The 25,004-nt window shown below is 61.2% G+C and carries 31 protein-coding genes; 19 read left to right on the top strand and 12 right to left on the bottom strand.

What is annotated here, in order from left to right; genetic code table 11:
• The first annotated feature begins 2 nt into the window (after positions 1-2).
• The 4 genes from NCCP436_RS15010 (at position 3) to hemN (ending at position 4,895) form a co-directional block, all read left to right on the top strand.
• A complete protein-coding gene (locus NCCP436_RS15010; RefSeq protein ID WP_220804783.1) occupies positions 3-2,402 on the top strand; it encodes a heavy metal translocating P-type ATPase in 2,400 nt (799 codons plus the stop codon).
• Between the two features lie 71 nt (positions 2,403-2,473).
• Positions 2,474-2,680, top strand: a complete 207-nt coding sequence (ccoS, locus tag NCCP436_RS15005) for a cbb3-type cytochrome oxidase assembly protein CcoS (protein WP_220804782.1) — start codon at positions 2,474-2,476, stop codon at positions 2,678-2,680.
• Entirely contained in the window at positions 2,673-3,356 is a 684-nt protein-coding gene (locus NCCP436_RS15000) for a sulfite exporter TauE/SafE family protein (protein WP_220804781.1), read from the top strand. The genes ccoS and NCCP436_RS15000 overlap by 8 nt, the downstream gene beginning before the upstream one ends.
• 156 nt (positions 3,357-3,512) lie before the next feature.
• The gene (gene hemN, locus NCCP436_RS14995; RefSeq protein WP_220804780.1) at positions 3,513-4,895 is read left to right on the top strand and encodes an oxygen-independent coproporphyrinogen III oxidase; all 1,383 of its coding nucleotides are present in this window, start codon (positions 3,513-3,515) and stop codon (positions 4,893-4,895) included.
• Between the two features lie 17 nt (positions 4,896-4,912).
• Here hemN and NCCP436_RS14990 read toward each other — a convergent pair whose 3' ends face one another.
• Positions 4,913-5,356, bottom strand: coding sequence for a twin-arginine translocase TatA/TatE family subunit (locus tag NCCP436_RS14990; protein ID WP_220804779.1), 444 nt, complete (start codon positions 5,354-5,356; stop codon positions 4,913-4,915).
• A 155-nt stretch (positions 5,357-5,511) separates the two neighbouring features.
• Between NCCP436_RS14990 and fnr the strand changes: the two genes are divergently transcribed.
• Together fnr and NCCP436_RS14980 are read left to right on the top strand one after the other, a co-directional pair.
• On the top strand, positions 5,512-6,246 hold the full coding sequence (gene fnr / locus NCCP436_RS14985) for a fumarate/nitrate reduction transcriptional regulator Fnr (RefSeq protein ID WP_220804778.1): 735 nt from the start codon (positions 5,512-5,514) through the stop codon (positions 6,244-6,246).
• Between the two features lie 28 nt (positions 6,247-6,274).
• The gene (locus NCCP436_RS14980) at positions 6,275-6,823 is read left to right on the top strand and encodes an adenine phosphoribosyltransferase (protein ID WP_220804777.1); all 549 of its coding nucleotides are present in this window, start codon (positions 6,275-6,277) and stop codon (positions 6,821-6,823) included.
• A 94-nt stretch (positions 6,824-6,917) separates the two neighbouring features.
• Here the strand turns inward: NCCP436_RS14980 and NCCP436_RS14975 are convergent, their stop codons facing one another.
• Positions 6,918-7,136 carry a DUF3820 family protein gene (locus NCCP436_RS14975; RefSeq protein ID WP_220804776.1) on the bottom strand — a complete coding sequence of 73 codons (219 nt, stop codon included), beginning with the start codon at positions 7,134-7,136 and terminating at the stop codon, positions 6,918-6,920.
• Between the two features lie 147 nt (positions 7,137-7,283).
• On the opposite strand from NCCP436_RS14975, the gene NCCP436_RS14970 reads away from it, so the two are divergent.
• From NCCP436_RS14970 to NCCP436_RS14955, 4 genes are all read left to right on the top strand, one after another.
• Positions 7,284-7,934, top strand: a complete 651-nt coding sequence (locus tag NCCP436_RS14970; RefSeq protein WP_220804775.1) for a YceH family protein — start codon at positions 7,284-7,286, stop codon at positions 7,932-7,934.
• Between the two features lie 30 nt (positions 7,935-7,964).
• Positions 7,965-8,288 (top strand): I78 family peptidase inhibitor, encoded by a 324-nt coding sequence (locus tag NCCP436_RS14965; protein WP_220804774.1) that lies wholly within the window; start codon positions 7,965-7,967, stop codon positions 8,286-8,288.
• A 228-nt stretch (positions 8,289-8,516) separates the two neighbouring features.
• On the top strand, positions 8,517-9,341 hold the full coding sequence (locus NCCP436_RS14960; protein ID WP_220804773.1) for an ABC transporter ATP-binding protein: 825 nt from the start codon (positions 8,517-8,519) through the stop codon (positions 9,339-9,341).
• Positions 9,338-10,129, top strand: a complete 792-nt coding sequence (locus tag NCCP436_RS14955; RefSeq protein ID WP_220804772.1) for an ABC transporter permease — start codon at positions 9,338-9,340, stop codon at positions 10,127-10,129. The genes NCCP436_RS14960 and NCCP436_RS14955 overlap by 4 nt, the downstream gene beginning before the upstream one ends.
• Before the next feature lie 27 nt (positions 10,130-10,156).
• On the opposite strand, the gene NCCP436_RS14950 is transcribed toward NCCP436_RS14955, so the two are convergent.
• The 5 genes from NCCP436_RS14950 to NCCP436_RS14930 form a co-directional block, all read right to left on the bottom strand.
• On the bottom strand, positions 10,157-10,333 hold the full coding sequence (locus NCCP436_RS14950; protein WP_220804771.1) for a DUF1289 domain-containing protein: 177 nt from the start codon (positions 10,331-10,333) through the stop codon (positions 10,157-10,159).
• Between the two features lie 95 nt (positions 10,334-10,428).
• The gene (scpB, locus tag NCCP436_RS14945) at positions 10,429-11,217 is read right to left on the bottom strand and encodes an SMC-Scp complex subunit ScpB (protein ID WP_220804770.1); all 789 of its coding nucleotides are present in this window, start codon (positions 11,215-11,217) and stop codon (positions 10,429-10,431) included.
• Positions 11,214-11,912, bottom strand: coding sequence for a ScpA family protein (locus NCCP436_RS14940; protein ID WP_220804822.1), 699 nt, complete (start codon positions 11,910-11,912; stop codon positions 11,214-11,216). Before NCCP436_RS14940 ends, scpB begins: the two co-directional genes overlap by 4 nt.
• A 148-nt stretch (positions 11,913-12,060) precedes the next feature.
• Entirely contained in the window at positions 12,061-12,690 is a 630-nt protein-coding gene (locus NCCP436_RS14935) for an L-threonylcarbamoyladenylate synthase (RefSeq protein WP_220804769.1), read from the bottom strand.
• A 13-nt stretch (positions 12,691-12,703) separates the two neighbouring features.
• Positions 12,704-13,570 (bottom strand): PHP domain-containing protein, encoded by an 867-nt coding sequence (locus tag NCCP436_RS14930; RefSeq protein WP_220804768.1) that lies wholly within the window; start codon positions 13,568-13,570, stop codon positions 12,704-12,706.
• A 105-nt stretch (positions 13,571-13,675) separates the two neighbouring features.
• Here NCCP436_RS14930 and NCCP436_RS14925 point away from each other — a divergent pair, with 105 nt between their 5' ends.
• From NCCP436_RS14925 to NCCP436_RS14905, 5 genes are all read left to right on the top strand, one after another.
• Complete coding sequence (locus NCCP436_RS14925) at positions 13,676-13,975, top strand: YciI family protein (protein WP_220804767.1); 300 nt, start codon at positions 13,676-13,678, stop codon at positions 13,973-13,975.
• Between the two features lie 37 nt (positions 13,976-14,012).
• Positions 14,013-14,384: a translation initiation factor 2 (IF-2, GTPase) gene (locus NCCP436_RS14920; protein ID WP_220804766.1), complete on the top strand. Its 372-nt coding sequence runs from the start codon at positions 14,013-14,015 to the stop codon at positions 14,382-14,384.
• Positions 14,385-14,388: 4 nt separating this feature from the next.
• Entirely contained in the window at positions 14,389-15,066 is a 678-nt protein-coding gene (locus tag NCCP436_RS14915; RefSeq protein WP_220804765.1) for a response regulator transcription factor, read from the top strand.
• 118 nt (positions 15,067-15,184) lie between these two features.
• On the top strand, positions 15,185-15,601 hold the full coding sequence (locus tag NCCP436_RS14910; RefSeq protein ID WP_220804764.1) for a Spy/CpxP family protein refolding chaperone: 417 nt from the start codon (positions 15,185-15,187) through the stop codon (positions 15,599-15,601).
• 64 nt (positions 15,602-15,665) lie between these two features.
• Positions 15,666-16,994, top strand: coding sequence for a HAMP domain-containing sensor histidine kinase (locus tag NCCP436_RS14905; protein ID WP_220804763.1), 1,329 nt, complete (start codon positions 15,666-15,668; stop codon positions 16,992-16,994).
• 12 nt (positions 16,995-17,006) lie between these two features.
• Here the strand turns inward: NCCP436_RS14905 and NCCP436_RS14900 are convergent, their stop codons facing one another.
• Positions 17,007-17,567, bottom strand: a complete 561-nt coding sequence (locus NCCP436_RS14900) for a nitroreductase (protein WP_220804762.1) — start codon at positions 17,565-17,567, stop codon at positions 17,007-17,009.
• Positions 17,568-17,646: 79 nt separating this feature from the next.
• Positions 17,647-18,018 carry a YkgJ family cysteine cluster protein gene (locus NCCP436_RS14895; protein ID WP_220804761.1) on the bottom strand — a complete coding sequence of 124 codons (372 nt, stop codon included), beginning with the start codon at positions 18,016-18,018 and terminating at the stop codon, positions 17,647-17,649.
• A gap of 149 nt (positions 18,019-18,167) precedes the next feature.
• On the opposite strand from NCCP436_RS14895, the gene NCCP436_RS14890 reads away from it, so the two are divergent.
• Together NCCP436_RS14890 and NCCP436_RS14885 are read left to right on the top strand one after the other, a co-directional pair.
• Complete coding sequence (locus NCCP436_RS14890; protein WP_220804760.1) at positions 18,168-19,622, top strand: TrkH family potassium uptake protein; 1,455 nt, start codon at positions 18,168-18,170, stop codon at positions 19,620-19,622.
• A 3-nt stretch (positions 19,623-19,625) separates the two neighbouring features.
• A complete protein-coding gene (locus NCCP436_RS14885; protein WP_220804759.1) occupies positions 19,626-21,080 on the top strand; it encodes a TrkH family potassium uptake protein in 1,455 nt (484 codons plus the stop codon).
• Here NCCP436_RS14885 and NCCP436_RS14880 read toward each other — a convergent pair.
• Positions 21,037-22,092: an AraC family transcriptional regulator gene (locus NCCP436_RS14880; protein WP_220804758.1), complete on the bottom strand. Its 1,056-nt coding sequence runs from the start codon at positions 22,090-22,092 to the stop codon at positions 21,037-21,039. The two genes, NCCP436_RS14885 and NCCP436_RS14880, sit on opposite strands and share 44 nt — an antisense overlap.
• Positions 22,093-22,219: 127 nt before the next feature.
• On the opposite strand from NCCP436_RS14880, the gene NCCP436_RS14875 reads away from it, so the two are divergent.
• Together NCCP436_RS14875 and NCCP436_RS14870 are read left to right on the top strand one after the other, a co-directional pair.
• A complete protein-coding gene (locus NCCP436_RS14875) occupies positions 22,220-22,537 on the top strand; it encodes an Mpo1-like protein (RefSeq protein WP_220804757.1) in 318 nt (105 codons plus the stop codon).
• Positions 22,538-22,745: 208 nt separating this feature from the next.
• Complete coding sequence (locus NCCP436_RS14870; protein WP_220804756.1) at positions 22,746-24,134, top strand: adenylate/guanylate cyclase domain-containing protein; 1,389 nt, start codon at positions 22,746-22,748, stop codon at positions 24,132-24,134.
• A gap of 134 nt (positions 24,135-24,268) precedes the next feature.
• Here the strand turns inward: NCCP436_RS14870 and NCCP436_RS14865 are convergent, their stop codons facing one another.
• Together NCCP436_RS14865 and NCCP436_RS14860 are read right to left on the bottom strand one after the other, a co-directional pair.
• Entirely contained in the window at positions 24,269-24,658 is a 390-nt protein-coding gene (locus tag NCCP436_RS14865; RefSeq protein WP_220804755.1) for a GFA family protein, read from the bottom strand.
• A 215-nt stretch (positions 24,659-24,873) separates the two neighbouring features.
• Positions 24,874-25,004, bottom strand: a 131-nt coding sequence (locus NCCP436_RS14860; protein WP_073664670.1) for an aldehyde dehydrogenase family protein, incomplete at its 5' end; no start/stop codon positions are given.

Below are 25,004 nucleotides of genomic sequence, written 5' to 3'. Positions count from 1 at the left end.
CGATGCCCGCCCCCACTCCCTGCTACCACTGCGGTCTGCCGGTTCCTGCCGGCAGTGCCTTCCGTGCCGAAGTTCTGGGCGAAACCCGCGAGATGTGTTGTCCTGGCTGTCAGGCGGTGGCCGAGGCCATAGTGGCCGGCGGCCTGGAGCACTATTACCGGCACCGTAGCGAGAGCGCCACCAATCCACAGGCTCTGCCCCAGGCTCTGCCTGACGAGCTGGCGCTGTACGATCGCTGCGAAGTGCAACAACCTTTTGTGCAACACGAAGGCGAACTCAGCGAAACCCAGTTGTTGATCGAGGGCATCAGCTGTGCCGCCTGCGGCTGGCTGATCGAAAAGCACCTGCGCGGCGTACCCGGCGTAGCCGAAGCCCACCTGAACCTGTCCAATCAACGCCTACAGGTGCGTTGGCAGGACAGTCAGCTTCCTCTAAGCAGGCTGCTGGCCGAGCTGCGTCGAATCGGTTACGCCGCTCACCCCTGGCGCGCCGATGAAGCCGCCGAGCGCCTAACCAGAGAGAATCGCCGGCGCATGCGCGAGCTGGGCGTAGCCGGGCTGCTGTGGATGCAGGTGATGATGGCGACCATGGCCACCTGGCCGGAATTCAACATCGACCTGTCCCCCGAACTGGACAAGATCCTGCGCTGGACCAGTCTGTTCCTCACGACCCCCATCGTTTTCTACTGCTGCAGTCAGTTCTTCCGCGGCGCGCTGCGCGACCTGCGCACCCGCCACCTGACCATGGATGTGTCAGTATCGCTGGCCATTGGTGGTGCCTATGTGGCCGGCATCTGGTCGACGATAACCGGCCGGGGCGAACTGTACTTCGATGCGGTCGGCATGTTTGCCCTGTTCCTTCTTGCCGGACGTTACCTGGAGCGCCGGGCGCGCGAAAGGACTGCGGCAGCCACCTCGCAACTGGTGCAGCTGCTGCCGGCTTCCTGCCTGCGCCTCGATGAGGACGGCCATAGTCAACGCATCCTGCTCAGCGAGCTGCGTGTAGGCGACCAGGTGCTGGTGCAGCCTGGCTCACTGGTTCCGGCTGACGGCCAGGTGCTCAGTGGGCAATCGAGTATCGACGAGTCACTGCTGACCGGCGAATACCTGCCACAACCGCGCTGCAGCGGCGACAGCGTCACCGCCGGCACCCTCAACGTCGAAGGCCCACTGACCGTACAGGTGCAGGCACTGGGCGACTCCACCCGCCTGTCCGCCATCGTCCGCCTACTGGAACGTGCACAGAGCGAAAAGCCACGCCTGGCGGAAATCGCTGATCGCGTGGCGCAATGGTTTCTCCTGTTCATCCTCTCAGCGGCGGCCATCGTCGGCCTGATCTGGTGGCAGATCGATAGTGAACGCGCCTTCTGGGTGGTGCTGGCCCTGCTCGTGGCCACCTGCCCCTGTGCACTGGCCCTGGCCACGCCAACCGCACTGACCACCGCCACCGGCAGCCTGCACAAGCTGGGCCTGCTGCTGACCCGAGGCCATGTACTTGAAGGGCTCAACCAGATCGACACTCTGGTGGTGGACAAGACCGGCACCCTGACCGAGGGGCGTCTCACTCTGAGCGCCATCCACTCACTGCGTGAACTGGATGCCGATGCCTGCCTGGCGCTGGCTGCAGCATTGGAAAACCGCTCGGAACACCCCATCGCCCGCGCCTTCGGCCAGGCGCCTCGCGCCGCTGAATCAGTGGACAGCTACCCCGGCCAGGGCTTGCAGGGCAGCGTCGACGGGCGCCTGCTACGCATAGGCGAAGCCAGCTTCGTCTGCGCCCTGAGCGGCCAAGTGGTGCCGACGATTGCCAGCGAGCATGGCCAATGGCTGCTCCTCGGCGATGAACAGGGGCCCCTGGCCTGGTTCGTTCTTGATGACCGGCTGCGCGAAGATGCCCCGCAACTGATTGCCGCTGCCCGAGCACGTGGCTGGCATATCCACCTGCTGTCTGGCGACAGTTCGCCGATGGTTGGCGAAGTAGCCCGTCAGTTAGGCATTGAAGATGCCCGAGGCGGCCTGACACCGGATGCCAAGATGGCAGTGCTCAAGCAGCTTCACGAGCAGGGCCGGCACGTATTGATGCTCGGTGACGGAGTCAACGACGTGCCGGTACTGGCCGCCGCTGACATCAGCGTGGCCATGGGCTCCGCCTCCGATCTGGCCAAGACCAGTGCCGATGCGGTACTGCTGTCCAATCGCCTGAGCAGCCTGGTTCAGGGCCTGGACATGGCCCAACGTACCCGCCGCATCATCATCGAAAACCTGGCCTGGGCAAGTCTGTACAATGGCCTGGTTCTGCCCTTCGCGGCCCTCGGCTGGATCACGCCAATCTGGGCGGCGGCGGGTATGTCGCTCAGTTCGCTGCTGGTGGTGCTCAACGCCTTGCGCCTGAGCCGCACCTAGTCGGCGCGGCGCTGCACGCGAACGGCCACAGACGTGCAACGCTCGCCAACCAGACATCATTCGGAGGCCGCATGCCTGCCCTGTATATTCTGATTCCCGTCGCTATCGCCTTGGTAGGCTTTGCCATCTGGCTGTTCTTCTGGGCGGTGGACAGTGGCCAGTACGACGACCTCGACAGTCCGGCGCACAGCATCCTGTTCGACGACGAGGATCCACTGCACAAGGCTGGCGTCGAACAGGCCAGCGGCGGCAGCGAACAGGACAAGCCACGTGACTGAACTGCTCCCCCTGCTGCTGTCGGCGCTAATCCTCGGCCTGCTCGGCGGTGGGCACTGTCTGGGCATGTGCGGCGGTCTTATGGGTGCTCTGACCCTGGCGATTCCAGCGGAGCAGCGCAGCCGGCGCCTGCAACTGCTGCTGACCTACAATCTCGGGCGCATCCTCAGCTACGCTGGTGCCGGCCAGCTGCTCGGACTGGCGGGCTGGGCCCTGGCCGGTGGCGTAGCGGAAACGCTGCTGCGCACACTGGCCGCCCTGCTACTGATTGCCATGGGTCTGTACCTGGCTGGCTGGTGGAGCGGGCTGACTCGTGTCGAAGCCCTGGGCCGCGGCCTCTGGCGCCACCTCCAGCCACTGACCCGCCGTTTCATGCCGGTGAACAGCCTGCCTCGCGCCCTGATCCTCGGCGCGCTGTGGGGCTGGCTGCCCTGTGGTCTGGTCTACAGCACTCTGCTCTGGGCCTCCAGTCAAGGAAACGCCAGCCACAGCGCGCTGCTGATGCTGACCTTCGGCCTTGGCACCTGGCCGGTGCTACTGGCTACCGGCCTGGCCGCAGAGCGCCTCACCGCCCTGCTGCGCCAGCGTGGCGTACGCATCGCTGGTGGACTGCTGGTAATGCTGTTCGGTCTCTGGACCCTACCCGGCCCACACCAGCACTGGCTGATGGGGCACTAAGGCACGGCAACCCCGCCCTGCGCCAGCCAATAACAGCGTACCAACCACTGCCGGCAAGGCAAGGCACTCCACAGCTATAACCGCCGTTGATTCAGGTCAAGGCCTCCTCCCGTGCAGTTCTCTAGACTACACGCAAAGCCTGTCCAGGATTTTTCCATGCTCGACGCCATCCAGTGGGACACCGACCTGATTCGCCGCTACGATCTCGCCGGTCCGCGTTACACCTCCTACCCAACCGCCGTGCAGTTCCACGACGACATCGGCCCGTTCGACCTGCTGCATGCCCTGCGCGAGAGCCGCAAGGCCCACCGCCCGCTGTCGCTCTACGTGCACATCCCGTTCTGTGCGCACATCTGCTACTACTGCGCCTGCAACAAGGTGATCACCAAGGATCGCGGCCGGGCTCTACCCTATCTGGAGAAGCTTGAACGGGAAATCGAGATCGTCAGCCGCTACGTGGATCGAAGCCAGGTTATCGAGCAACTGCACTTCGGTGGAGGCACCCCCACCTTCCTCAGCCACGACGAATTGCGCCGGCTTATGCAGCACCTGCGCCAGCACTTTGCCCTGCTGGACGACGACAGTGGTGACTACAGCATCGAAATCGATCCACGCGAGGCCGACTGGTCAACCATGGGGCTGCTGCGCGAACTGGGTTTCAACCGCATCAGTCTCGGCGTACAGGATCTCGACCCCGAGGTGCAACGGGCGGTCAACCGTCTGCAAACGCTGGAGGAAACCCGCGCCATCATCGAGGCTGCTCGCACCCTGCAGTTCCGTTCGGTCAACATCGACCTGATCTACGGCCTGCCCAAGCAGACGCCGGAGCGCTTTGCCCGCACCGTGGCCGAAATAATCGCTCTGCAGCCGGATCGCCTGTCGCTGTTCAACTATGCCCACTTGCCCGAGCGCTTCATGCCGCAGCGGCGCATCAGTACCGACGACCTGCCCAGCCCGGCAGACAAACTGGCAATGCTGCAGTCCAGCATCGAACAACTGACCCGTGCCGGCTACCGCTACATCGGTATGGATCACTTCGCCCTGCCCGATGACGAGCTGGCCATCGCTCAGGAAGAAGGCACCCTGCACCGTAACTTCCAGGGCTACACTACCCACGGCCACTGCGATCTGATCGGTCTGGGTGTATCCGCCATCAGCCAGATCGGCGAACTCTACAGTCAGAATGACAGCAACATTGCCAGCTACCAGCAGAGTCTCGGCAACGGCCAACTGGCCACGCATCGCGGTCTGCACTGCAATGCAGACGATCGTCTGCGCCGTGCAGTGATCCAGCAACTGATCTGCCATTTCGAGCTGCAGTTCGCCGATATCGAGCAGACTTATGGCATCGTTTTCCAGGACTACTTCTCGGCCCTCTGGCCGGAGCTGCAGCAACTTGCCCGCGACGGTCTGATCGAACTGCACAGCCAGGGAATCAAGGTGCGCCCCGCCGGTCGCCTGCTGGTTCGCTCGCTGTGCATGCTGTTCGACCGCTACCTCAACGAGCAGGTTCGTCAGCGCTTCTCACGGGTGATCTGAAACGGCAGGCAAAGGCCTCAGCGCAGGGCCAGGGTGGCCGCCGTCATCATCTGACTGTCGGACAACTGGTTGTCCTTCATCAATCGCAGCAGGTTGGCATTGGCGGCCGTCAGTGCACGATTGAGCGCTCCCAGCTCGTCACGCAGCGCCTCCAGTTGGCGCTGGCGACTGTCCGGCTCCAAGTCCAGGCAGCTCATTAGCGCCTCGATCTCGACCTTCACCTCGGCAATCTGCTGACGCAGCTCACGAATCATCTTCAGCAGATCTCTGATCGCCTGCGGCAAGTCGCTGTTGTCGATATCCTCGTTGCTTGCTGCACTGGCCGAGAGCCTCCGGCCAAGCTCGGAGAGCGTCAGGCGCACTCCATCACGCACTTCATGCGGAGCGCTCGGGACTGCGGTATTTTGTCGCTGCAGACTCTGCGCCAGGCTATTCAAAGTCCCACTGAGCTCAATGCGCATCGTGTCCATACCTGCCTTGGACTATGGTTCATCTGTTTCAATCGGCCATCAGCATGCAAACTTGAGCCTTCGATCAGCTTATGCATGCAACTGGCACCCATAAGCCTCACTGGGGTAACCTTGCAGTTACTGCGTGTTTATCCGGGATTTTATCGATGTCCGAGAGCATCAAGCTGCGTGGCCAGCACCAAGCCCATTGCAAGGATTGCAGCCTGGCGGCGCTGTGCCTGCCTATCTCTCTGAACATGGAAGACATGGACGCCCTCGACGAGATCGTCAAGCGCGGCCGCCCCTTGAAGAAGGGCGAATTCCTCTTCCGTCAGGGTGACACCTTCGGTTCGGTCTTCGCCGTGCGCTCCGGAGCACTGAAGACGTTCAGCCTGAGCGATGCCGGTGAAGAACAGATCACGGGGTTCCATCTACCCAGTGAACTGGTAGGCCTCTCCGGCGTCGATGGCGAGCGTTATCCGGTATCAGCCCAGGCCTTGGAAACCACTTCGGTGTGCGAAATTCCCTTCGAGCGGCTCGACGATCTGGCACTACAGTTACCACAGCTTCGTCGCCAACTGATGCGCATCATGAGCCGCGAAATTCGTGACGATCAGCAGATGATGCTGCTGCTGTCGAAGAAGACCGCCGACGAGCGTATCGCCACCTTCCTGGTCAACCTTTCTGCCCGCTTCCGCGCGCGTGGTTTTTCCGCCAACCAGTTCCGTTTAGCCATGTCGCGTAACGAAATTGGTAACTATTTGGGCCTTGCCGTGGAAACCGTATCCCGCGTATTTACCCGTTTCCAGCAGAACAAGCTGCTTGAAGCAGAAGGCAAGGAAGTACGCATTCTCGACCCGATCGAGCTGTGCGCCCTGGCAGGCGGCAGTCTCGATGCCTGAACCGGCTTGGCGCATTTAGGATTCCAGAATGATCTTTGACGAATTCAGCATCAAAACCCTGATTCGCCCGGTGCCGGACTTTCCCAAGCCAGGCGTAATCTTTCGCGACATCACCCCACTGTTCCAATCCCCTCGAGCACTGCGCATGGTCGCCGACAGCTTCATCCAGCGTTACGTCGAGGCCGATTTCAGCCATATCGGCGCCATGGATGCCCGCGGCTTTCTCATCGGCTCGATCATCGCCTATGAACTGAACAAGCCTCTGGTGCTCTTCCGCAAGCAGGGCAAGCTGCCGGCCGACGTTCTCAGTGAGGGTTATCAGACCGAGTACGGAGAGGCCTTCCTCGAAGCCCACTCGGACAGCCTCTGCGAAGGTGACTCAGTGCTGATCTTCGATGATCTGATCGCCACCGGTGGCACCCTGATTGCCGCTGCCAACCTGGTTCGCCGCATGCGGGCTTCGGTGTTCGAAGCTGCAGCGATCATCGACCTGCCAGAACTCGGTGGCTCACAGAAACTGCAGGATGCTGGCATCCCCGTCTTTACTCTCACTGCCTTCGCACTCGACGATCACTGAGCTTTAGCAGAATCTGCCCAATTGCCATCCGGGCAGTCATCCATCGTCATTTGTCCATGCTTGATGAAGCAGAACACCGTCTGCTCGCGCACTGCTACGGCCTTTGCTTGCGCAGAGGATCAAGCAGTGGCTTGAGTCCGTTATGGTCGATTTCCTGCATCAGAGCCAGCAACTGGCCTAGTTCTCCCTTGGGAAAGCCTTGGCGGGCAAACCAGTTTAGATAGTGCCCGGGCAAATCGGCCAGCAACCGATCTTTGTACTTGCCAAATGGCATACGCCGGGTCACCAGCAGTTGCAACATCTCAGGATTCATCGGCTGCTCGTGTAACTGATCGAAAATGCCGCCATTGTCTCAGGTTTCGCTACTGCTACACGCTGAGTGTCAGCCGTTCAGAACGAGCCTGTCGATCCAGCGCGGAAACCGTTAATCTGCAGAGGTTTCCTCTGCCAGGATCGCCTCATGCCTCATACGCACTCTGAACTGCTTGGCGAATCGCCATTGCATGCCATCGAAGTACGAATTCTCGGTTGCCTGATCGAGAAGCAACTGACTACACCGGAAACCTATCCCCTGACGCTCAATGCCGTGCAACTGGCCTGCAATCAGAAAACCAGCCGCGAACCGCTGATGAATCTGGAGCCTGGAGAAATCGGGCGCTACCTGCGTAGTCTGGAAGCCCGCCAGTTGGTACGACTGGTGATGGGTAGCCGCGCTGACCGCTGGGAACAGCGCTGCGACAAGCAACTGGAACTGGTCAAACCGCAGACAGTTCTACTCGGCCTGCTTATGCTGCGCGGTCCGCAGACACTCGGAGAACTGCTCGCGCGCAGCAATCGCATGCACGACTTCGAAGATGTGGAGGAAATCCGTCACCAGCTCGAGCGCCTGATCAGTCGTGGTCTGGCCATGCTGCTGCCACGCCAGACCGGCCAACGCGAAGATCGCTACATGCATTTGCTGGGTGAGCCTGAGGATCTGGAGAAACTGCTGGCCAGCCGTCCGCTCGCCCGGCACGAGGCAGCAGCCGGTCACGAAGAGCGTCTCGCCGCGCTGGAAGCACGGCTGGCCATTCTCGAGGAGCGCCTGGCACGCCTGGAAACAACACAGTAACGTCATTTCACCGAACAGGAGTTCATAGCATTGAATCTCTCAATCCGTCTCAGCTCCCTGCTTGGCTGCCTGCTGCTCGCCGCAGGCTGCAGCAGCACCGCGCAACAAGCCGAACCGGCTGCCACCACCTCGGCAACGACCCCAAGCCATGAAAGCTGCACATCCTCGGCCGTAGAGCACCTGGTCGGCCAGGTCGCCACACCGGAACTGCTGGAGCAGGCCCGTCAGAGCGCGGGGGCCAGTCGCGCCCGTCTGCTTGCCCCCGGCAGTATCGTGACCCTGGAATACGACCGCCAGCGCCTGAACCTCAATGTTGACGATCAGCGCGTGATTACCCGAGTCTCCTGCGGCTGATCCCACTCCGCCGGCCAGACGGTGTTCCCAGACTGGCCGGCGCCCTTATGACCGATCCGGACTCCCCGGCGGATCCAAGACCTTGGTAGCAGTCGGTCGCTACCTTGAGCATATTTCCGCGAGCGACAGTGCTTCCTATGCTGGCGACATCCTGCCGAAGGAGCCGCCCATGCCTCGAAACGGATACCGCCAGACACTGCACCTCTGCCACCACCTGCAGGTTTGCCCATGAACGCCCTGGAAGTGCGTGGAGTAAGCTTCGCCTATGGTCGCCATCAGGCCTTGCAAGCGCTGGATTTCGAACTGGCGGAAGGACATTTCGGCGCTCTGCTCGGCCCCAATGGCGCCGGCAAGTCGACACTCATTGCCTTACTCACGAGGCTGTATGACCTGCAACAAGGCGATATCCGCATTTTCGGCCACAGCCTGCGCCATGCACCTCGCCAGGCACTGAGCCGGTTGGGCGTGGTGTTCCAGCCAAGCACTCTGGATGCGGATCTTTCGGTAGAGCAGAACCTGGCCTACCACGCCGCCCTGCACGGCCTGCCACGCCGCCTGGCCCGGTCACGCATCGATGAGGAGCTGAAGCGACTGGAACTGGCGGAGCGCCGTCATGAACCGGTACGCAAGCTCAATGGAGGCCACCGCCGGCGAGTCGAGATTGCCCGTGCTCTATTACACCAGCCACGTCTGCTATTGCTTGATGAAGCCAGTACCGGGCTGGATCCTGCAGCCCGACAGGCTCTTGGCCGGCACCTGCGCAACCTTTGCCGCGAACAGCGCCTGTGCGTGTTGTGGGCCACACACCTGCTGGACGAGATCGAGCCCAGCGACGACCTGCTGATCCTGCACCACGGCGAGCGAGTGGGCTACGGCAAGGCCCGCGAGTTTGGCGATGACCTGGCTCTGAGCTTTGCCCGTCTGACCGGCGATGTGGCCCTGGGCCGTGGTCATGAGCGTGAGGCAGTCAGGCCGCGCTTGGCCCCAGCCCGTCTGACCGAGAAATCAGCTACGGACGACGCTACGGCTGTTATCGGAGCAAAACGACCATGAGCCTCTATTGGGAATGCCTGAAGGGTATTGTGCTGCGCGAATGGCTGCGCTTCGTACGGCAGCGCTCGCGCTTTCTCAGCGCTCTGGTGCGTCCACTACTCTGGCTACTGGTGTTCGCTGCCGGCATCCGCGCCCTGCCTGGCTTCGAGCCGGGTGGCCTGCACTCGGGCTCCACTGGCTACGAGACCTACATAGTCCCGGGACTGGCCTGCATGACCCTGCTTTTCAGCGGCATGCAGGGTTCCCTGTCTATGGTCTACGACCGGGAAATGGGCAGTATGCGCGTGCTGCTGACCAGCCCGCTGCCACGATCCTTTCTACTGGTGGCCAAGTTGCTGGCAACATCACTGATCTCGCTGCTGCAGGTATGTGCCTTTCTTGCCGTTGCCTGGTGCTACGGCGTACGCCCGCCACTGGGCGGGCTGCTCACTGCGCTGCCGGCGCTGCTGCTGGTAGCCTTGTTACTCGGCGCCCTGGGACTGCTGTTGTCCAACGGCATACGCCAGTTGGAGAACTTCGCCGGGGTGATGAACTTCGTCATATTCCCGCTGTTCTTTCTGTCTCCGGCGCTCTACCCGCTGGAGCCGATGCGCGAGGCCGGTAATTGGCTGTACTGGCTGTGCCTGCTGAATCCCTTCAGCCATGCCGTGGAGCTTGTGCGCCATGCGCTCTATCTGCAACTGAACGCCACGGCCCTGCTGATCTGTGCCGCTCTCACTCTACTGTTCATTCTTCTGGCAGTGGCCAGCTTCAACCCACAGCATGCTGCCCTGCGCAAGACCGGCTAAAGGCGGCAGCACAACGTCCCGCTGCTCTTAATAGCTGCGCCTGCCGCAGGCCTCCAGCAGGCGCATGTCGGCGATGGCCAGTAGCAGACGTTTCTCGTCCTTATCCAGGCGCTTCCAGTCACGAATCTCCTGGCGGCTGCGACCACATCCCAGACAAACACCCTCTTTGAATTCGCAGACCTTGATACAGGGGTTCTTGCCCATGCTTCTCTCCTCGGAGGCGATTGCACATGGCAGCAAGGATAAGCAAGCCTCCTTCGTGGCGGGATTGAACTATTCGATGGCACGCGTTGACTCGCTCAATGAAGCGACTCGCCGACCTCGTTATCGGCTACGGCTGCGCTTTGGTCTCCGTCCTCGACTCCAGGTAGACGCAGATCGTCGAAGTCGGTCTTCAACCCCTGCTCCATATTGTCCAGCTCGGCCAGCAGACTGCGGAAACTGGTTTCCTCGCGCGGCGGCGCCTCGTCATCATCCTGTATGGCCAGGTCGGCGCGCGCCTGCAAGGCCTCAGGCACCTCGGCATCATCCTCCATCGCCACGGGTTCCGGCTCCAACTCGCGCAGGGCGGCCAGCGGCGGCAACTCGTCGAGACTGCGCAGGTTGAAATGGTCGAGGAAGGCCTTGGTAGTGGCGAACATCGCTGGCCGGCCTGGCACGTCGCGATACCCCACCACCCGGATCCATTCACGCTCGAGCAAGGTTTTGGTAATGTTGCTGTTGACCGCTACCCCACGCACATCCTCAATTTCCCCACGGGTAATCGGCTGGCGATAGGCGATCAGCGCCAGGGTTTCCAGTAGCGCACGGGAATAGCGCTGCGGGCGCTCTTCCCAGAGCCTGCCAACCCAGGGAGCAAAGCGCTCACGCACCTGCAAACGGTAGCCGGAAGCCACCTCCTTAAGCTCGAAAGCGCGCCCCTTACAGGAACGACGCAGCAGCTCCAGTGCTTCCTTCAGTTGTGTCGGCTCGGGACGCTCGGTCTCCTCGAAAAGTTCGGCCAGGCGCTCCAGCGACATTGGCTTGCCGGAAGCCAGCAGGAAGGCTTCAAGCAATTGGGCCAGTTCACGGGGATCGTTCAGGTTCATTCGGCACGTGCTCGGACATGAATGGCGGCAAAGGGCTCATTTTGCACCAGCTCAACCAGAGACTCCTTGATCAGTTCGAGCACCGCCATGAAAGTCACCACTACACCTAGGCGCCCTTCCCCAATGCTGAAAAGCTCGACGAAGGGCACAAAACCACCGCCTTTGAGGCGTTCCAGCACTTCGCTCATACGCTCCCGGGTCGACAGTGCCTCACGAGTCACCTGATGGCTCTCAAAGAGGTCGGCACGCCGCAGCACCTCAGCCATGGACAGCAACAGCTCCTCCAGGCTGACCTCCGGCAGCAGCCGGCGGGCCCGAGCCTCGGGAGCCTCCAAGCGAGGAACAACGATCTCCCGGCCAACCCGTGGCAGTTCGTCCAGGCCCTCGGCTGCGGCTTTGAAGCGCTCATACTCCTGCAGTCGCCGGATCAGCTCGGCCCGCGGATCTTCCTCCTCGTCCTCACTCTCAGTGGAGCGCGGCAACAGCATGCGCGACTTGATTTCGGCCAGCATGGCGGCCATCACCAAATACTCGGCAGCCAGTTCCAGACGCACCGAGTGCATCAGTTCGACATAGCCCATGTACTGGTGGGTAATTTCCGCCACGGGGATGTCCAGGATGTCGATGTTCTGCTTGCGGATCAGATACAGCAAAAGATCCAGAGGCCCCTCGAAGGCCTCAAGAAAAACCTCCAGTGCATCCGGCGGAATGTAAAGATCCTGAGGCAGCTCGGTAAGCGCCTCGCCATAAACCAGCGCCAAAGGCAGCTCCTGCTGCGCACCGGCCTGCGGATCGAGAGGCTGCCCACTCATCGCCAGCCGACCCTGGTGGAGCAGACGGCTCTCACGCGCTTTCCCCGAAGGGTAGAGGGTCGCCACAGCCGACCCGGATGATCTCGGCCTTGTCGCCAACCAGACTGATCACCGTAGATGCTTCCAGTCCGCCAAAGCCACCGTCGATAACCAGATCCACCTGATGCTCGAGCATTTGCCGCATCTCGTATGGGTCGGAAAGCGGCAGCTCGTCACCCGGCAGGATCAGGCTGACGCTCATCAGCGGCTCGCCCAGCTGTTCCAGTAACGCCAGAGCAATGGGATGACTCGGCACACGAATGCCGATGGTGCGACGTTTGGGGTGCAGCAGCATGCGCGGCACCTCACGCGTGGCATTAAGGATGAAGGTATAGGGCCCCGGCGTGTGGTTCTTCAGCAAGCGGAAAGCCGCAGTATCAACCTTGGCAAACAGGCCGATCTGCGACAGGTCGCGGCAAACCAGGGTGAAGTTGTGCTTGTCGTCAAGCTGACGCAGGCGGCGGATGCGTTCCACAGCGCCCTTGTCGCCGATCATGCAGCCCAGCGCATAGGACGAGTCGGTGGGATAGACCACCACACCACCGCCACGAATGATCTCCACCGCCTGCTTGATCAGGCGGGCCTGCGGGTTCTCCGGATGTACCTGGAAGAATTGGCTCATGATGGCTCCCTGTTCATGAAGAAATGGTGGATAGCTGTACATGCTCAAAACGCTCCCAGAGTGCCGTCAGACCCTCGGGCAACGGGCGGTACAGGCCCAGTTCGGACCAGTCTCCCGGCGCGTGAAAATCGCTGCCGACGGAAGCCATCAGACCAAACTCACGCGCCAGAATCGCCAGACTACCGACCTGCTCGGCAGGCTGCATGCCATTGACCACTTCCAGCGCATGACCACCTGCCGCAGCAAAGTCAGCCACCAAACGCCGACGCTTACTGCGAGTAAAGTCGTACTGCCACGGATGCGCCAGGCTGATCCAGGCACCGGCGGCCTGTAGAGTCGCAACGGTTTCCTCCAGCGCTGGCCAGTGCTGCTTGACGTCTCCCAGCTTGCCAGCCCCCAGCCACTTGCGAAAGGCCTCGGAACGGTCGCGCACATAGCCGGCACGCACCAGAAACTCGGCAAAGTGAGGTCGCGCCGGAGCGTTGCCACTGTCACCCAGCTCACGCTGGATCTGCCGAGCACCATCCAAAGCACCCGGCATACCCCTGGCTGTCAGCCGCCGGTCGATTTCCTCGGCCCGCTGCCAGCGGCCACGATGCAGGGCTTCGATAGCCTCTCTCAGCGCGGGTGCCTGTGGTTCAAAGGCATATCCAAGCACATGGATGGTGGCGCCGCCCCAGGTGCAGGAAAGTTCGATACCGTTGACCAGTTGCAGGTTCAACCGGGCAGCGGCATTTCGCGCCTCATCCAATCCCTCAAGAGTATCGTGATCGGTCAGTGCGAGCAGACGAATGCCCCTTGCATGAGCCCGGGCCACCAGCGTAGCAGGCGGCAGTGCACCGTCCGAGGCGGTGCTGTGGCAGTGCAGATCGACAGTCATGGCGGCGCTTTCGTTGCGATTGATGTTTGCTATTATGCCCCACATCTGCCTTCCGCCATGCCCTGGCTGGCACCGTTTTCCCTTCTATCTCCAACAAGGACTGAGATGCTCTACGCCATCATTGCCACCGACGTGGAAAACTCCCTGGAAAACCGCCTGGCTGCCCGCCCGGCTCATATTGCCCGAATCGAACAGCTCAAGCAGGAAGGCCGCCTGTTGCTGGCCGGCCCGCACCCGGCCATCGATAGCGAAGATCCGGGTTCGGCCGGTTTCAGCGGCAGCCTGATCGTTGCCGAGTTCGACTCGCTGGAAGCCGCCCAGGCCTGGGCAGCTGCAGATCCCTATCGCAGTGCCGGTGTGTATGCCGACGTAGTGGTCAAACCCTTCAAAAAAGTGTTGCCCTGACCCCACCCGTGAGGCCGCTGCCTCCTAAGGATCCGTCATGCGTTCGATCCCGCCTTCCCTGCTGATCACGCTGCTGATGACCTGCCCCCTGGCACAGGCCGAGGAGCCGGTTCCCCCGGCAGCGCCTACTGCACCGGCAACGATCACCACCGAGGCACTGGAGCAGCGCCTTGCTCGCAGCGAGCAGTTGCGTAGCGAACAGGAAGCGAACAGTGCAGCACAGTTACAACGCCTGCGCCAAGAGAACCAGCGCCTGCGTGCGCAGCTCAGAGAAAGCCAGGCGCAACCTCGGTTGCTCAGCGTCGAGCAAACCTGGTTCTCCCTTGGCGCGGCCCTCTGCCTGTTTTCGGTTCTGCTGGGCGCCCTGCTACGCGGCCGCCGTCGAACCAGCCGGGAATGGATCAACTGAACCCATGAGCCGTTTACTGCTGATTGATGACGACCAGGAGTTGTGCGAACTGCTGAGCAGTTGGCTCACCCAGGAAGGCTTCCAGGTCAGTGCCTGTCACGAGACCAGCAGCGCCCGCCAGGCTCTCGCTGCCCAGGCCCCGGACGCTGTAGTACTCGACGTGATGCTGCCCGACGGCAGCGGTCTTGAACTACTTCGGCAGTTGCGCAGCGAGCACCCGGAACTGCCGGTGCTGATGCTCTCGGCACGAGGCGAGCCGCTCGACCGTATTCTCGGGCTGGAACTGGGAGCCGACGACTACCTGGCCAAACCCTGCGAGCCGCGCGAACTGACGGCTCGCCTGCGGGCCGTGCTGCGCCGCAGCACGCCGGTTGCAGCCAGCAGCCAACTGGAACTGGGCGACCTGCGTTTCAGCCCCAACCGTGGTGTGGCCAGCATCGGTGAACACGACATACCGCTGACAGTATCCGAAAGCCGCCTGCTTGAAGCCCTGCTGAGACAGCCTGGCGAGCCGCTGGAAAAACAGGCACTGGCTCAGCTGGCACTAGGCCGAAAGCTGACCCTTTATGACCGCAGCCTGGATATGCACGTCAGCAACCTGCGCAAAAAACTCGGCCCACACCCCGACGGCCGCCCGCGCATCCTCGCGTTACGCAGCCGTGGTTACTACTACGCCCCCTGAGCCGCGCCCATTGCGCAAATTTTACACTGCCTTTACCCGGCCCTGACCGCCCTTGACCTTGACCGACGCATACTGAACCCATCCGGTAATGACCGGTTCAAGACGAGGAGAACACCCCATGCGCAAAACTCTCACCGCACTACTGCTCGCCGCCGCACTGCCGACCCTGGCTGTCGCCATGCCCATGCACGACGGTGGTTTCCGCCACCATGAGCGCGGTCATGGTAACTTGGCCCAAGGCCTGCAATTGAGCAAGGAACAACGCCAGGAATTCCGCAAACTGATGGCCGAGCAAATGAAAAGCCATCGCGAGATCACCCAGCGTTACCTAGATAAACTGCCGCCAGCCGAGAAGCAGGCCATGCAAAAAGAACTGGACGCAACCCGCGCTGAACAGCAAAAGTCCTTGCGCGAGTTGCTTAGTCCGGAACAGCAGAAGGCCTTCGACGAGCATCAGAAGAAAATGGAGGCGCGACGCGCCGAAATGGCCGAATTCAAGGCCTGGAAAGCCGAGAAGGCTGGTAAGGCCGACTGACTCGCATCACTCAATCATCAACCGCCGCGCTCCAAGCCCGGCGGTTTTTTCATGAGGAACCGCCGTGCGTTCACTGTTCTGGCGCATTCTTGCCACCTTCTGGCTGGCCATTGCCCTGGCCGCCGGACTCGCCATACTGCTAGGCCGCGCTCTGAATCAGGACGCCTGGATCCTCAGCCGACACCCGGCTCTACAGGAATTTCCCCAGCAGTGGGTCGAGCTCTACGAGCAGCAAGGAGCAACGGCAGCCCAGCTGTTGCTGGAGAAGCACAAGCGCAATTATCGCATCGATGTACAGGTACTGGATGAAAACGGCCAAAGACTGGTCAAGGGCACCTTCCCATCCCGTGCAGCAGCCTTTGAAGCCCGTCACGGCACCGAACACCGTCTGCCCTGGCGACGTCTGACCTCCGAATACAACAGCCCGGCGAGCGGCGAGAACTACCTGTTCATCTACCGTATTCCCCACGGAGAACTGACAGCCTGGCATCGCAACAGCCTGCTCTGGCCTCTCAGCGTCCTGGGCATAGCGTTGGTGGTGCTGACCCTGTTCAGCCTGTTGCTGACACTTTCGATTACCCGTCCGCTGAACCGCCTGCGTGGCGCGGTCCACGACCTTGGTCAAACCGCCTACCAGCAGAACAGCCTGGCGCGTCTCTCAGCCAGACAGGATGAACTGGGCCTGCTGGCCAAGGACTTCAACCGTATGGGTGAGCGACTGCAGGGCCTGATCGCCAGCCAACGGCAACTGCTGCGTGACGTGTCCCATGAGCTACGCTCGCCGCTAGCTCGCCTGCGCATCGCCCTGGCCCTGGCTGAACGGGCCGAGCACGACGAGCGGGGAAGGCTCTGGCCACGACTGAAACAGGAATGTGACCGCCTCGAAGAACTAATCAGTGAAATTCTGGCCCTGGCCCGCCTGGATGCGGATCCGGGCGCTCCACAACCGATCGACCTGGCCGGCATGATCGGCAAGCTGCAAGCCGATATGCCACTCACGGCCCCTGAGCAGAAGCTGCAGATTCAGCTCGATCCAGGCCTGCTGGTAAACGGCTGGCCGGAAATGCTTGAGCGGGCAATGGACAACCTGCTACGCAACGCCCTGCGTTTCAACCCGGTCGATCAGCCCATCATCATCAGTGCCCAACGTCAGGGAGAAGGCGTGATACTGAGCGTGCGCGACCATGGGCCTGGCGTTGACTCTGAGCACCTGCCGCAACTGGGTACGCCATTCTTCCGCGCCCCCGGACAAAGCAGTTCGGGGCATGGACTGGGCCTGGCCATCGCCCGCCGTACCGCCCAGCGTCACGGCGGCGAACTGCAGTTGGCCAACCACCCAGACGGTGGCTTCGTTGCCTCGCTCAGCCTGCCACAATGGCAGGCTACCGCCTGAAGCCTGCCGTCATCAGCCATTCCAGGCGCTGACGAAGTCCTCAACCGCCACATCCGGAGCGCGCCGCGCTGGCCGCTCCGGCGTACCGAGGTAAAGATAGGCAACGATCCGTTCGTTCTCCGTCAGACCCAAGCCTCGCGCGACGTGACCGTCGTAGGCCATATCGCCCGTTCGCCATACTGCACCAATCCCCATGGCGTGGGCGGCCAGCAACATGCCATGAGCCGCGCAACCAGCGGCAATCACCTGCTCCTCGTGCGGCACCTTGGGATGTGCCTGCAGCCGCGCGATCACCACCACCAGCAGTGGTGCCCGCAGCGGCATACCACGAGCCTTGTTCAAGGCTTCCTCTGATGCCTGCGGATTGCCAGCACGCACCGCCTCGGCGAAAAGTTCCCCCATCCGTACGCGCGCCTCACCCTCTACAGTCAGGAAGCGCCAGGGACGCAGTTGACCATGGTCAGGCGCCCGCAGCGCCGCCCGGAACAGCTGTTCACGCTGCAGCGTGTCTGGTGCCGGATCCTGCACACGGGGAACGGAAACGCGGTTGAGCAGCGCATCGAGAGCATCCATTTACCTTCTCCAGAATACAGGGAGTCTGCATTCTAGCAGGCTCGCTCTCACCAGCCGGAAATACCCGTGCAGACGGAGCTCAGGCCACTCGATCCGGTGAAATCACCGGCTGGATAGGCGGAGTCAGTGGCGGCAAGCCATGGGCCTTGCGTGCTTCATCGCAGCGCGGGTTGTGCTCTCCGTTCACCCAGGACGCCTCGAACTCGCGACAGCTGCTGGAACGCTGCTCGTACATGGTGCAGCGCACACCACAACCAACGTCGCCAAGTAGCTGCGAACAGCGCGCCGGGCGGCTCTCGGTACCGCGCATGGCAACATAGTGATGGCTGACTTGAACCACCCGGTCATCTGGCACGGTACCGCCGGCAGACTGGCACTCGCCCCAGAAGAAGGACACACGAAAGAACGCGCAACAGGCACCGCACGTGAGGCAGGGATTAGCTTCTGACATATTGGATCAACTCGGAGACCGGCGATCGCCGGCGCGAGCGATATTTTTATGCTCGGCAAAAACCTTGTAAAGCCCGGACTTGCAGGTTTACAGAGGTCCTGTCGGCGGTAGAATGGCGCCTTTACGCCTTTCGCCAGAGTGCTTCGCAGATGGCCTTGCCGACGTTACGCCTTATCGCTTTTATCATCGGCATCCTCCTTCTCGTTCTGGCCGTCGGCATGGCCATTCCCCTGCTGACGCTGCTCCAGTCCCCACAGCCGGAGGTCTTTTCCGCCTTCGCCTGGTCAGCCCTGATCACTCTGGGGGCCGGACTTGCCCTGGTGCTTCCCGGACGTCCCGAACAGACTCACTTTCGCCCACGCGACATGTATCTGCTGACCACCCTCAGTTGGGGTGTCGTCTGCAGCTTCGCCGCCCTGCCGCTGCTGCTGGTCGGTCGCATGAGCTATACCGATGCGTTCTTCGAGACCATGTCCGGCATTACCACCACTGGTGCCACCGTGTTGGTCGGACTGGATGACCTCTCTCCAGGACTGCTGCTCTGGCGCTCGATGCTTCACTGGCTGGGCGGTATCGGCTTTATCGGCATGGCCGTGGCGATTCTTCCGCTGCTGCGCGTGGGCGGCATGCGCCTGTTCCAGACCGAGTCTTCGGACTGGGGCGAGAAGGTAGTACCTCGCTCCCACATGGCGGCCAACTACTTGCTGCTGATCTACACCGGGCTGACCGGGCTGGGCTTTTTCGCCTTCTGGGTTGCCGGCATGTCGCCCTTCGATGCCATCAACCACGCGATGGCCTCGATCTCCACAGGGGGGTTCTCCACCTCGGATCAGTCGCTGGCACACTGGACACAGCCAGCCGTGCACTGGGTCGCTGTGGTCATGATGCTCATCGGTAGCCTGCCCTTCATGCTCTTCGTCGCCACCCTGCGCGGTAACCGCAAGGTACTCTGGCACGACCAGCAGGTTCGCGGTTTTATCGGCTTTCTGCTGCTGAGCTGGCTGGTGCTCAGCACCTGGCTGTGGCTCAACTCGGACTATGACTGGTCAGTGGCGCTGCGTCTGGTGGCGGTCAATGTCACTTCGGTGGTCACCACTACCGGATTTGCCCTGGGCGACTACACCGCCTGGGGCAACTCTGCCATGCTGCTGTTTTTCTACCTGACCTTCGTCGGGGGCTGCTCCGGCTCCACTGCCGGTGGACTGAAGATCTTCCGCTTCCAGGTCGCCTACGTCCTGCTCAAGGCCAACCTGATGCATCTCATCCATCCTCGCGCAGTCATCAGTCAGCAATACAACAACCACCGACTGGACGAAGACATCGTCCGTTCGATGATCACTTTTTCCTTCTTCTTCACCATTACTATCGGTGTTCTGGCTCTGGCACTCTCGCTAATCGGACTGGACTGGGTGACCGCCCTGAGCAGCGCAGCCAGCGCAGTCTGCAACGTCGGCCCCGGGCTTGGCCCGGTGGTCGGACCGGCCGGCAACTTTTCCAGCCTGCCGGATGCGGCCAAATGGCTGCTGACCCTCGGCATGCTGCTGGGTCGCCTGGAAATCCTCACCGTGCTGGTACTGGTCACCCGCACCTTTTGGAAGCACTGAGTCATGCCGCTGTCGAGCCTGCGTATCATTGCCTTCGTCAACGGCATCTTTCTCATCACCCTGGGCGTGGCCATGCTGGTGCCGGTGCTCACTCTGCTGTTTTTCGAACAGCCTCAGGGCATCAATGCTTTCCTTTGGTCGAGCCTGCTCACCATTCTGAGCGGGCTTGGCCTGATCGCCCGCGGCAGACCGCAGCAAACTCGGCTACGTCCGCGAGACATGTACATGCTTACCGTCTCGAGCTGGCTGCTGGTGTCGATGTTCGCTGCCCTGCCGTTTCTGTTCGCCGGAGGAGCCAGTATCACCGATGCCTATTTCGAGAGCATGTCCGGCATTACAACCACCGGTGCCACGGTATTCAATGGCCTAGATGAGATGTCGCCGGGCATCCTGATCTGGCGCTCGCTACTGCACTGGCTCGGTGGTATCGGCTTCATCGGCATGGCCGTGGCGATCCTGCCGATGCTGCGCATCGGTGGCATGCGTCTGTTCCAGAGCGAATCGTCGGATCGCTCGGAAAAGGTCATGCCGCGCTCGCACATGGTCGCCAAATACATGATCCTGGCCTATCTCGGGCTCAGCGGCCTGGCAGTGCTGGCCTTCTGGCTGGCGGGCATGAACCTGTTCGACGCCATCAACCATGCCATGTCGGCCATCTCTACCGGTGGCTTCTCTACCTACGACGCCTCTCTGGGGCACTGGCAGCAGCCAGCGGTGCACTGGGTTGCAGTGTTGGCGATGATTCTTGGCAGTCTGCCCTTTGCGCTCTACGTTTCCACGCTGCGTGGCAACCGCCGGGCCTTGCTGCGTGACCAACAGGTACGGGGCTTTTTGCTGCTACTGATCAGTTGCTGGCTGATACTGACGCTATGGAAGTGGAGCAGCTCCGACTTGCACTGGCTCGACGCCCTGCGCCTGGTGGCCGTGAACATCACCTCGATCATGACCACTACCGGATTTGCTCTGGGCGACTACCAACTCTGGGGACCATTCGCCAGCATGCTGTTCTTCTACCTCGGCTTCGTCGGCGGCTGTTCTGGTTCCACTGCCGGCGGTCTGAAAATCTTCCGTTTTCAGGTAGCCTACATTCTGCTGCGCGCCAACCTCAGCCAGCTCATCCACCCACGAGAGGTGATCAAGCAGCAATACAACCGCCATCGCCTGGATGAGGACATCGTCCGTTCGATTCTCGCCTTTGCCTTCTTCTACAGCATCACCATAGCCGTGCTGGCACTGGCAGTGACCCTGTGTGGCGTGGACTGGATCACCGCCCTGACCGGAGCCGCAGCGATGGTTTCGGGAGTTGGCCCGGGTATGGGCGAGATGGTCGGGCCGGCAGGCAACTATGCTGCCCTGCCGGATCTGGCCAAGTGGCTGCTGACACTGGGCATGCTGCTCGGCCGTCTGGAAATCCTTACCGTACTGGTTCTGCTGTTTCCGGCATTCTGGCGTCACTGAGGCTTCCGGCCTCCAGGCGAGTACGGTACTCGCCTGGGGTTATGCCAAACCAGCGACGGAAGGCACGGAAGAAGTTGCTCGGATCGGCAAACCCCAGTAGGTAGGCGATTTCCAGCAGGGTAAGTCCGGACTGGCCAAGGTACTGTTGGGCCAGATCGCGACGGGTGTCGTCGAGAGTTTGCTGATAGCCGGTGCCCTCCTCCTGCAGACGGCGCTGCAAGGTACGCTGCGAAAGATGCAGCGCATGCGCCACCACCTCCCGTCTGGGCTCACCCTCCGGCAGCAACCGGCACAACACCTGGCGTACCTGATGGGTGACCCGGCTGCCGGAAAAACGCGCCAGATACTGACCGGCAAAACGATCATGCAGTTGCGCCAGAGCCTCGTTGGCACTGGGCAGAGGCATTTCCAGATCGGCCCGTTCGAAAATCAGCCCGTAATACCCGGCATTGAACCTCAGCGGAGCCTGGAAGACCTGCTGGTAAGGCTGCAAGTCCTCCGGCAACGGACTTTGAAAGAAAACCTCACGTGGACGCAACGCCCGACCGATCAGCCAGCGACAGAACGCCAGGCAGTAAGCCAGCGACGCTTCGGCGCTCTGTCGCGTGGGCGGCAGCCGATCGCCATGGATAGTCAGGGTCAACGCGTAACCGTCGGGCTGCGGTATAAAGCTCAGATCCGCGCCTTCACCAATGATGCGTTGATAGCGCACCAGACGAGTGAAGGCGTCTCGCAGATTGCGACTGGACATCAGCGCATAGCCCACCACATGGAAGGATGCCGGACGCACTACCTGCGCCATGTTCAGGCCAATGGCCGGGTCGCCCGACAACTCCACCGCCCGTTGCCACAGACGGGTCATTGCGTCCTGCGCGAAGCGCGCGTCCGGGTCGCTCAGCGCCGCATAATCCATATCTAACTCGGCAAACAGGCGGACACAATCAATACCACCCAGCTCCAGCGCCTGCACGATGGCCAGCGCCCAGCTAGCCGAAGTGGTTCTTTCGCTCATCGTCTTGCTTCTCAGGCTCAATCACACGTCAGGGTTGGCGATGAAGGATACTAAACTGGCACCCAGGGTCAGTGGCCGATCCGGACATCCGGCCTAGACTCGTGCTGACAGTGACAGGAGGCATGCCATGAGCAACCAGCCAAGCAAACGCTACCAGAGCTTCGCCGAGTTCTATCCCTACTATCTGCAGGAACACAGCAACCCGGTGTGCCGACGCCTGCACTACGTTGGCAGTCTGCTGGTTCTGGTAATCCTCGCCTACGCCCTTTACAGCGGGCAATGGTTCTGGCTACTGGCTCTGCCGGTAGTCGGTTATGGCTTCGCCTGGATCGGTCACTTTGTATTCGAGAAGAATCGTCCGGCCACCTTCCAGTATCCGTTGTACAGCCTGATGGGCGACTGGGTCATGCTCAAGGATGCCTTCACCGGACGCATCCGCTTCTAAATCCTCATCTGTTTACCGACACGCCCGCTGCCGGCAAAAGCCACCAGCAGCCATACGATTGCATATTGCCACCGTTCGGCGGGCGTGCTTGGCTGGCCCTGTCTGCTTGGTTATGATCCCCGCCTTATGAGCCACTGGCTCAGGTCTTGAAGACCGTCCAGGCGTCCAGCAAGAGATGCCAGAATCCAGCAGGGGCTATTCCAAGCAGATGAAGCCAGCCATACCCAGCCGCGTCCTCGGGCTGCCGACGCCGCCGTTGCGCGAATACTACTCGCGCGTACTGGCCTACCTTGCCACGGCAGCCTGCATCGCTGCCGGAATCTACGTGGGGCACTTCACCTACGACATCCTCTGGATAGTGCCCTACTCCCTGCTCTACCCACATCTGGTACATAACTTCAGCCGCCGCTTCAAACATGAGCGTCCACAACAGACCGAACTGGTTCTGCTGCTGCTCGACGCCGTGAACTCAGGTGCAGCCTGCGCGCTATTGGGGTTCTCCACGGTGCCAAGTCTGATGTTCATGCTGATACTGTTCTTCAGTTCCCTGGTCATCGGCGGGCTGCGCTACCTGGGTATAGCGATACTGGCCGCCGGCAGCGCGATGGCCCTATGCGCGGCAGTAACCAACGTCCAGCCCACTCCCAATACGCCGACACTGGTCGCTCTGGTGAGCATCCTGTTCACCATGCTGTACATCTGCATCACCGCCTACTTCGTCAATGTTCAGGGCATCCGCCTGGCCCAGGTGCGCACCGACATCAAACGCGAGCAGGAAAAGGCCGCACGACTGGCTCGCAATCTGGCCAAATACCTGTCGCCGCAGGTGTGGGAGTCGATCTTCACCGGCAAGAAGAGCGTGCGTCTGGAGACCCAGCGCAAGAAGCTCACGGTGTTCTTTTCCGACATCAAGGGCTTCACCGAGCTGTCCGAGGAGCTGGAAGCCGAGCAGCTAACGGATCTGCTCAACACCTACCTCAACGAGATGTCGAAGATCGCATTGAAGTACGGCGGCACCATCGACAAGTTCGTCGGTGACTGCGTCATGGTGTTTTTTGGCGATCCAAGCAGCAACGGTGCCAAGAAAGATGCCGTAGCAGCAGTATCCATGGCCATAGCCATGCGCAAGCACATGAAGGTACTGCGCCAACAGTGGCGGGCTCAGGGCATCACCAAGCCCTTGGAAATCCGCATGGGTCTCAACACCGGCTACTGCACCGTCGGCAACTTCGGCGCCGACACGCGCATGGACTACACCATCATCGGTCGTGAAGTGAACCTTGCCAGCCGCCTGGAAAGCGCTGCCGAATCTGGGGAGATCCTCATCTCCCATGAGACCTACTCGCTGGTCAAAGACGTAATCATGTGCCGCGACAAGGGCCAGATTGGCGTCAAGGGCTTCAGCCGACCGGTGCAGATCTATCAGGTGGTGGACTTCCGCCGCGACCTGGGCGCAACCTGCAGCTACATCGAACATGAACTTCCGGGTTTCTCCATGTATCTGGATACCAACGGCATCCAGAACTTCGACAAAGAGCGGGTGATTCAGGCACTCAACCAGGCGGCCGAGAAACTGCGCGACAAGGTCATCCTCTAGAACGGCGCGCTTTCCTCCGAAACCGGAGCGACGCGCTGCAGGCCGGCAATTCCGCCGGCTTCATACTGTGCCTACCGCGCCTCGGGCAAGACGGCGAAAGAAAGATCCAGGTCGCCCTAATTTCCCTGTTTTTTCTACTCAAGGCGGCTACTCGAGTCCCGATCTGCCTCGTAGCACTTCATCTGCGGGAAAGCCGGCAGCCAGGATTCTCGTCGCACAACCCAAAGCTCATAGGTGGGGCGGAACTGATCCGGACGGTCAAGACAGCCCAGGTTTACCTCTACTTCGTCACCACTGCAGGAAAAGACCGAGGAACCACAATCCGGGCAAAAGTGACGCCCGCGGTAGTCACGTGTGTCGCCTTCAACCAACACCTGCTCACGGGCAAAAATCGCTGAAGCGTGAAATAGCGCGCCATGGTGCTTCCGGCAATCCAGACAATGACAGATTCCAACGCGGCTGGGCCTTCCATGGGCGACGAATCTGACTTTTGCGCACAAACAGCCACCCGGAAACTGTGCCATCTAGGTGTACTCCGCTTGAGTTATCGAACCAGGGAAAGCTAGCACAGCCCGAGAAACTGACGATGACGGCAGAAATATAAAAAACGCGGCCGAAGCCGCGTCGCGATAAGGATCTGCCGCCGTCCAGGCCATGCTGCCTGCAGATCCACCCGGGTAGGGTTCTTCGCCTGGGAATGCGCGGCATACCGGAGCAAGCATGCCGCGTGGTGGAGTTTTCAGAAGAATCCCAGCGGATTGATGTCGTAGCTGACCAGCAGGTTCTTGGTCTGCTGGTAGTGGTCGAGCATCATCTTGTGGGTTTCGCGGCCGACGCCGGACTTCTTGTAGCCACCGAATGCGGCATGTG

The sequence above is a fragment of the Pseudomonas sp. NCCP-436 genome (assembly GCF_019656335.1).
Taxonomy (GTDB): domain Bacteria; phylum Pseudomonadota; class Gammaproteobacteria; order Pseudomonadales; family Pseudomonadaceae; genus Aquipseudomonas.
This window is presented reverse-complemented; position numbering and strand designations above follow the sequence as displayed.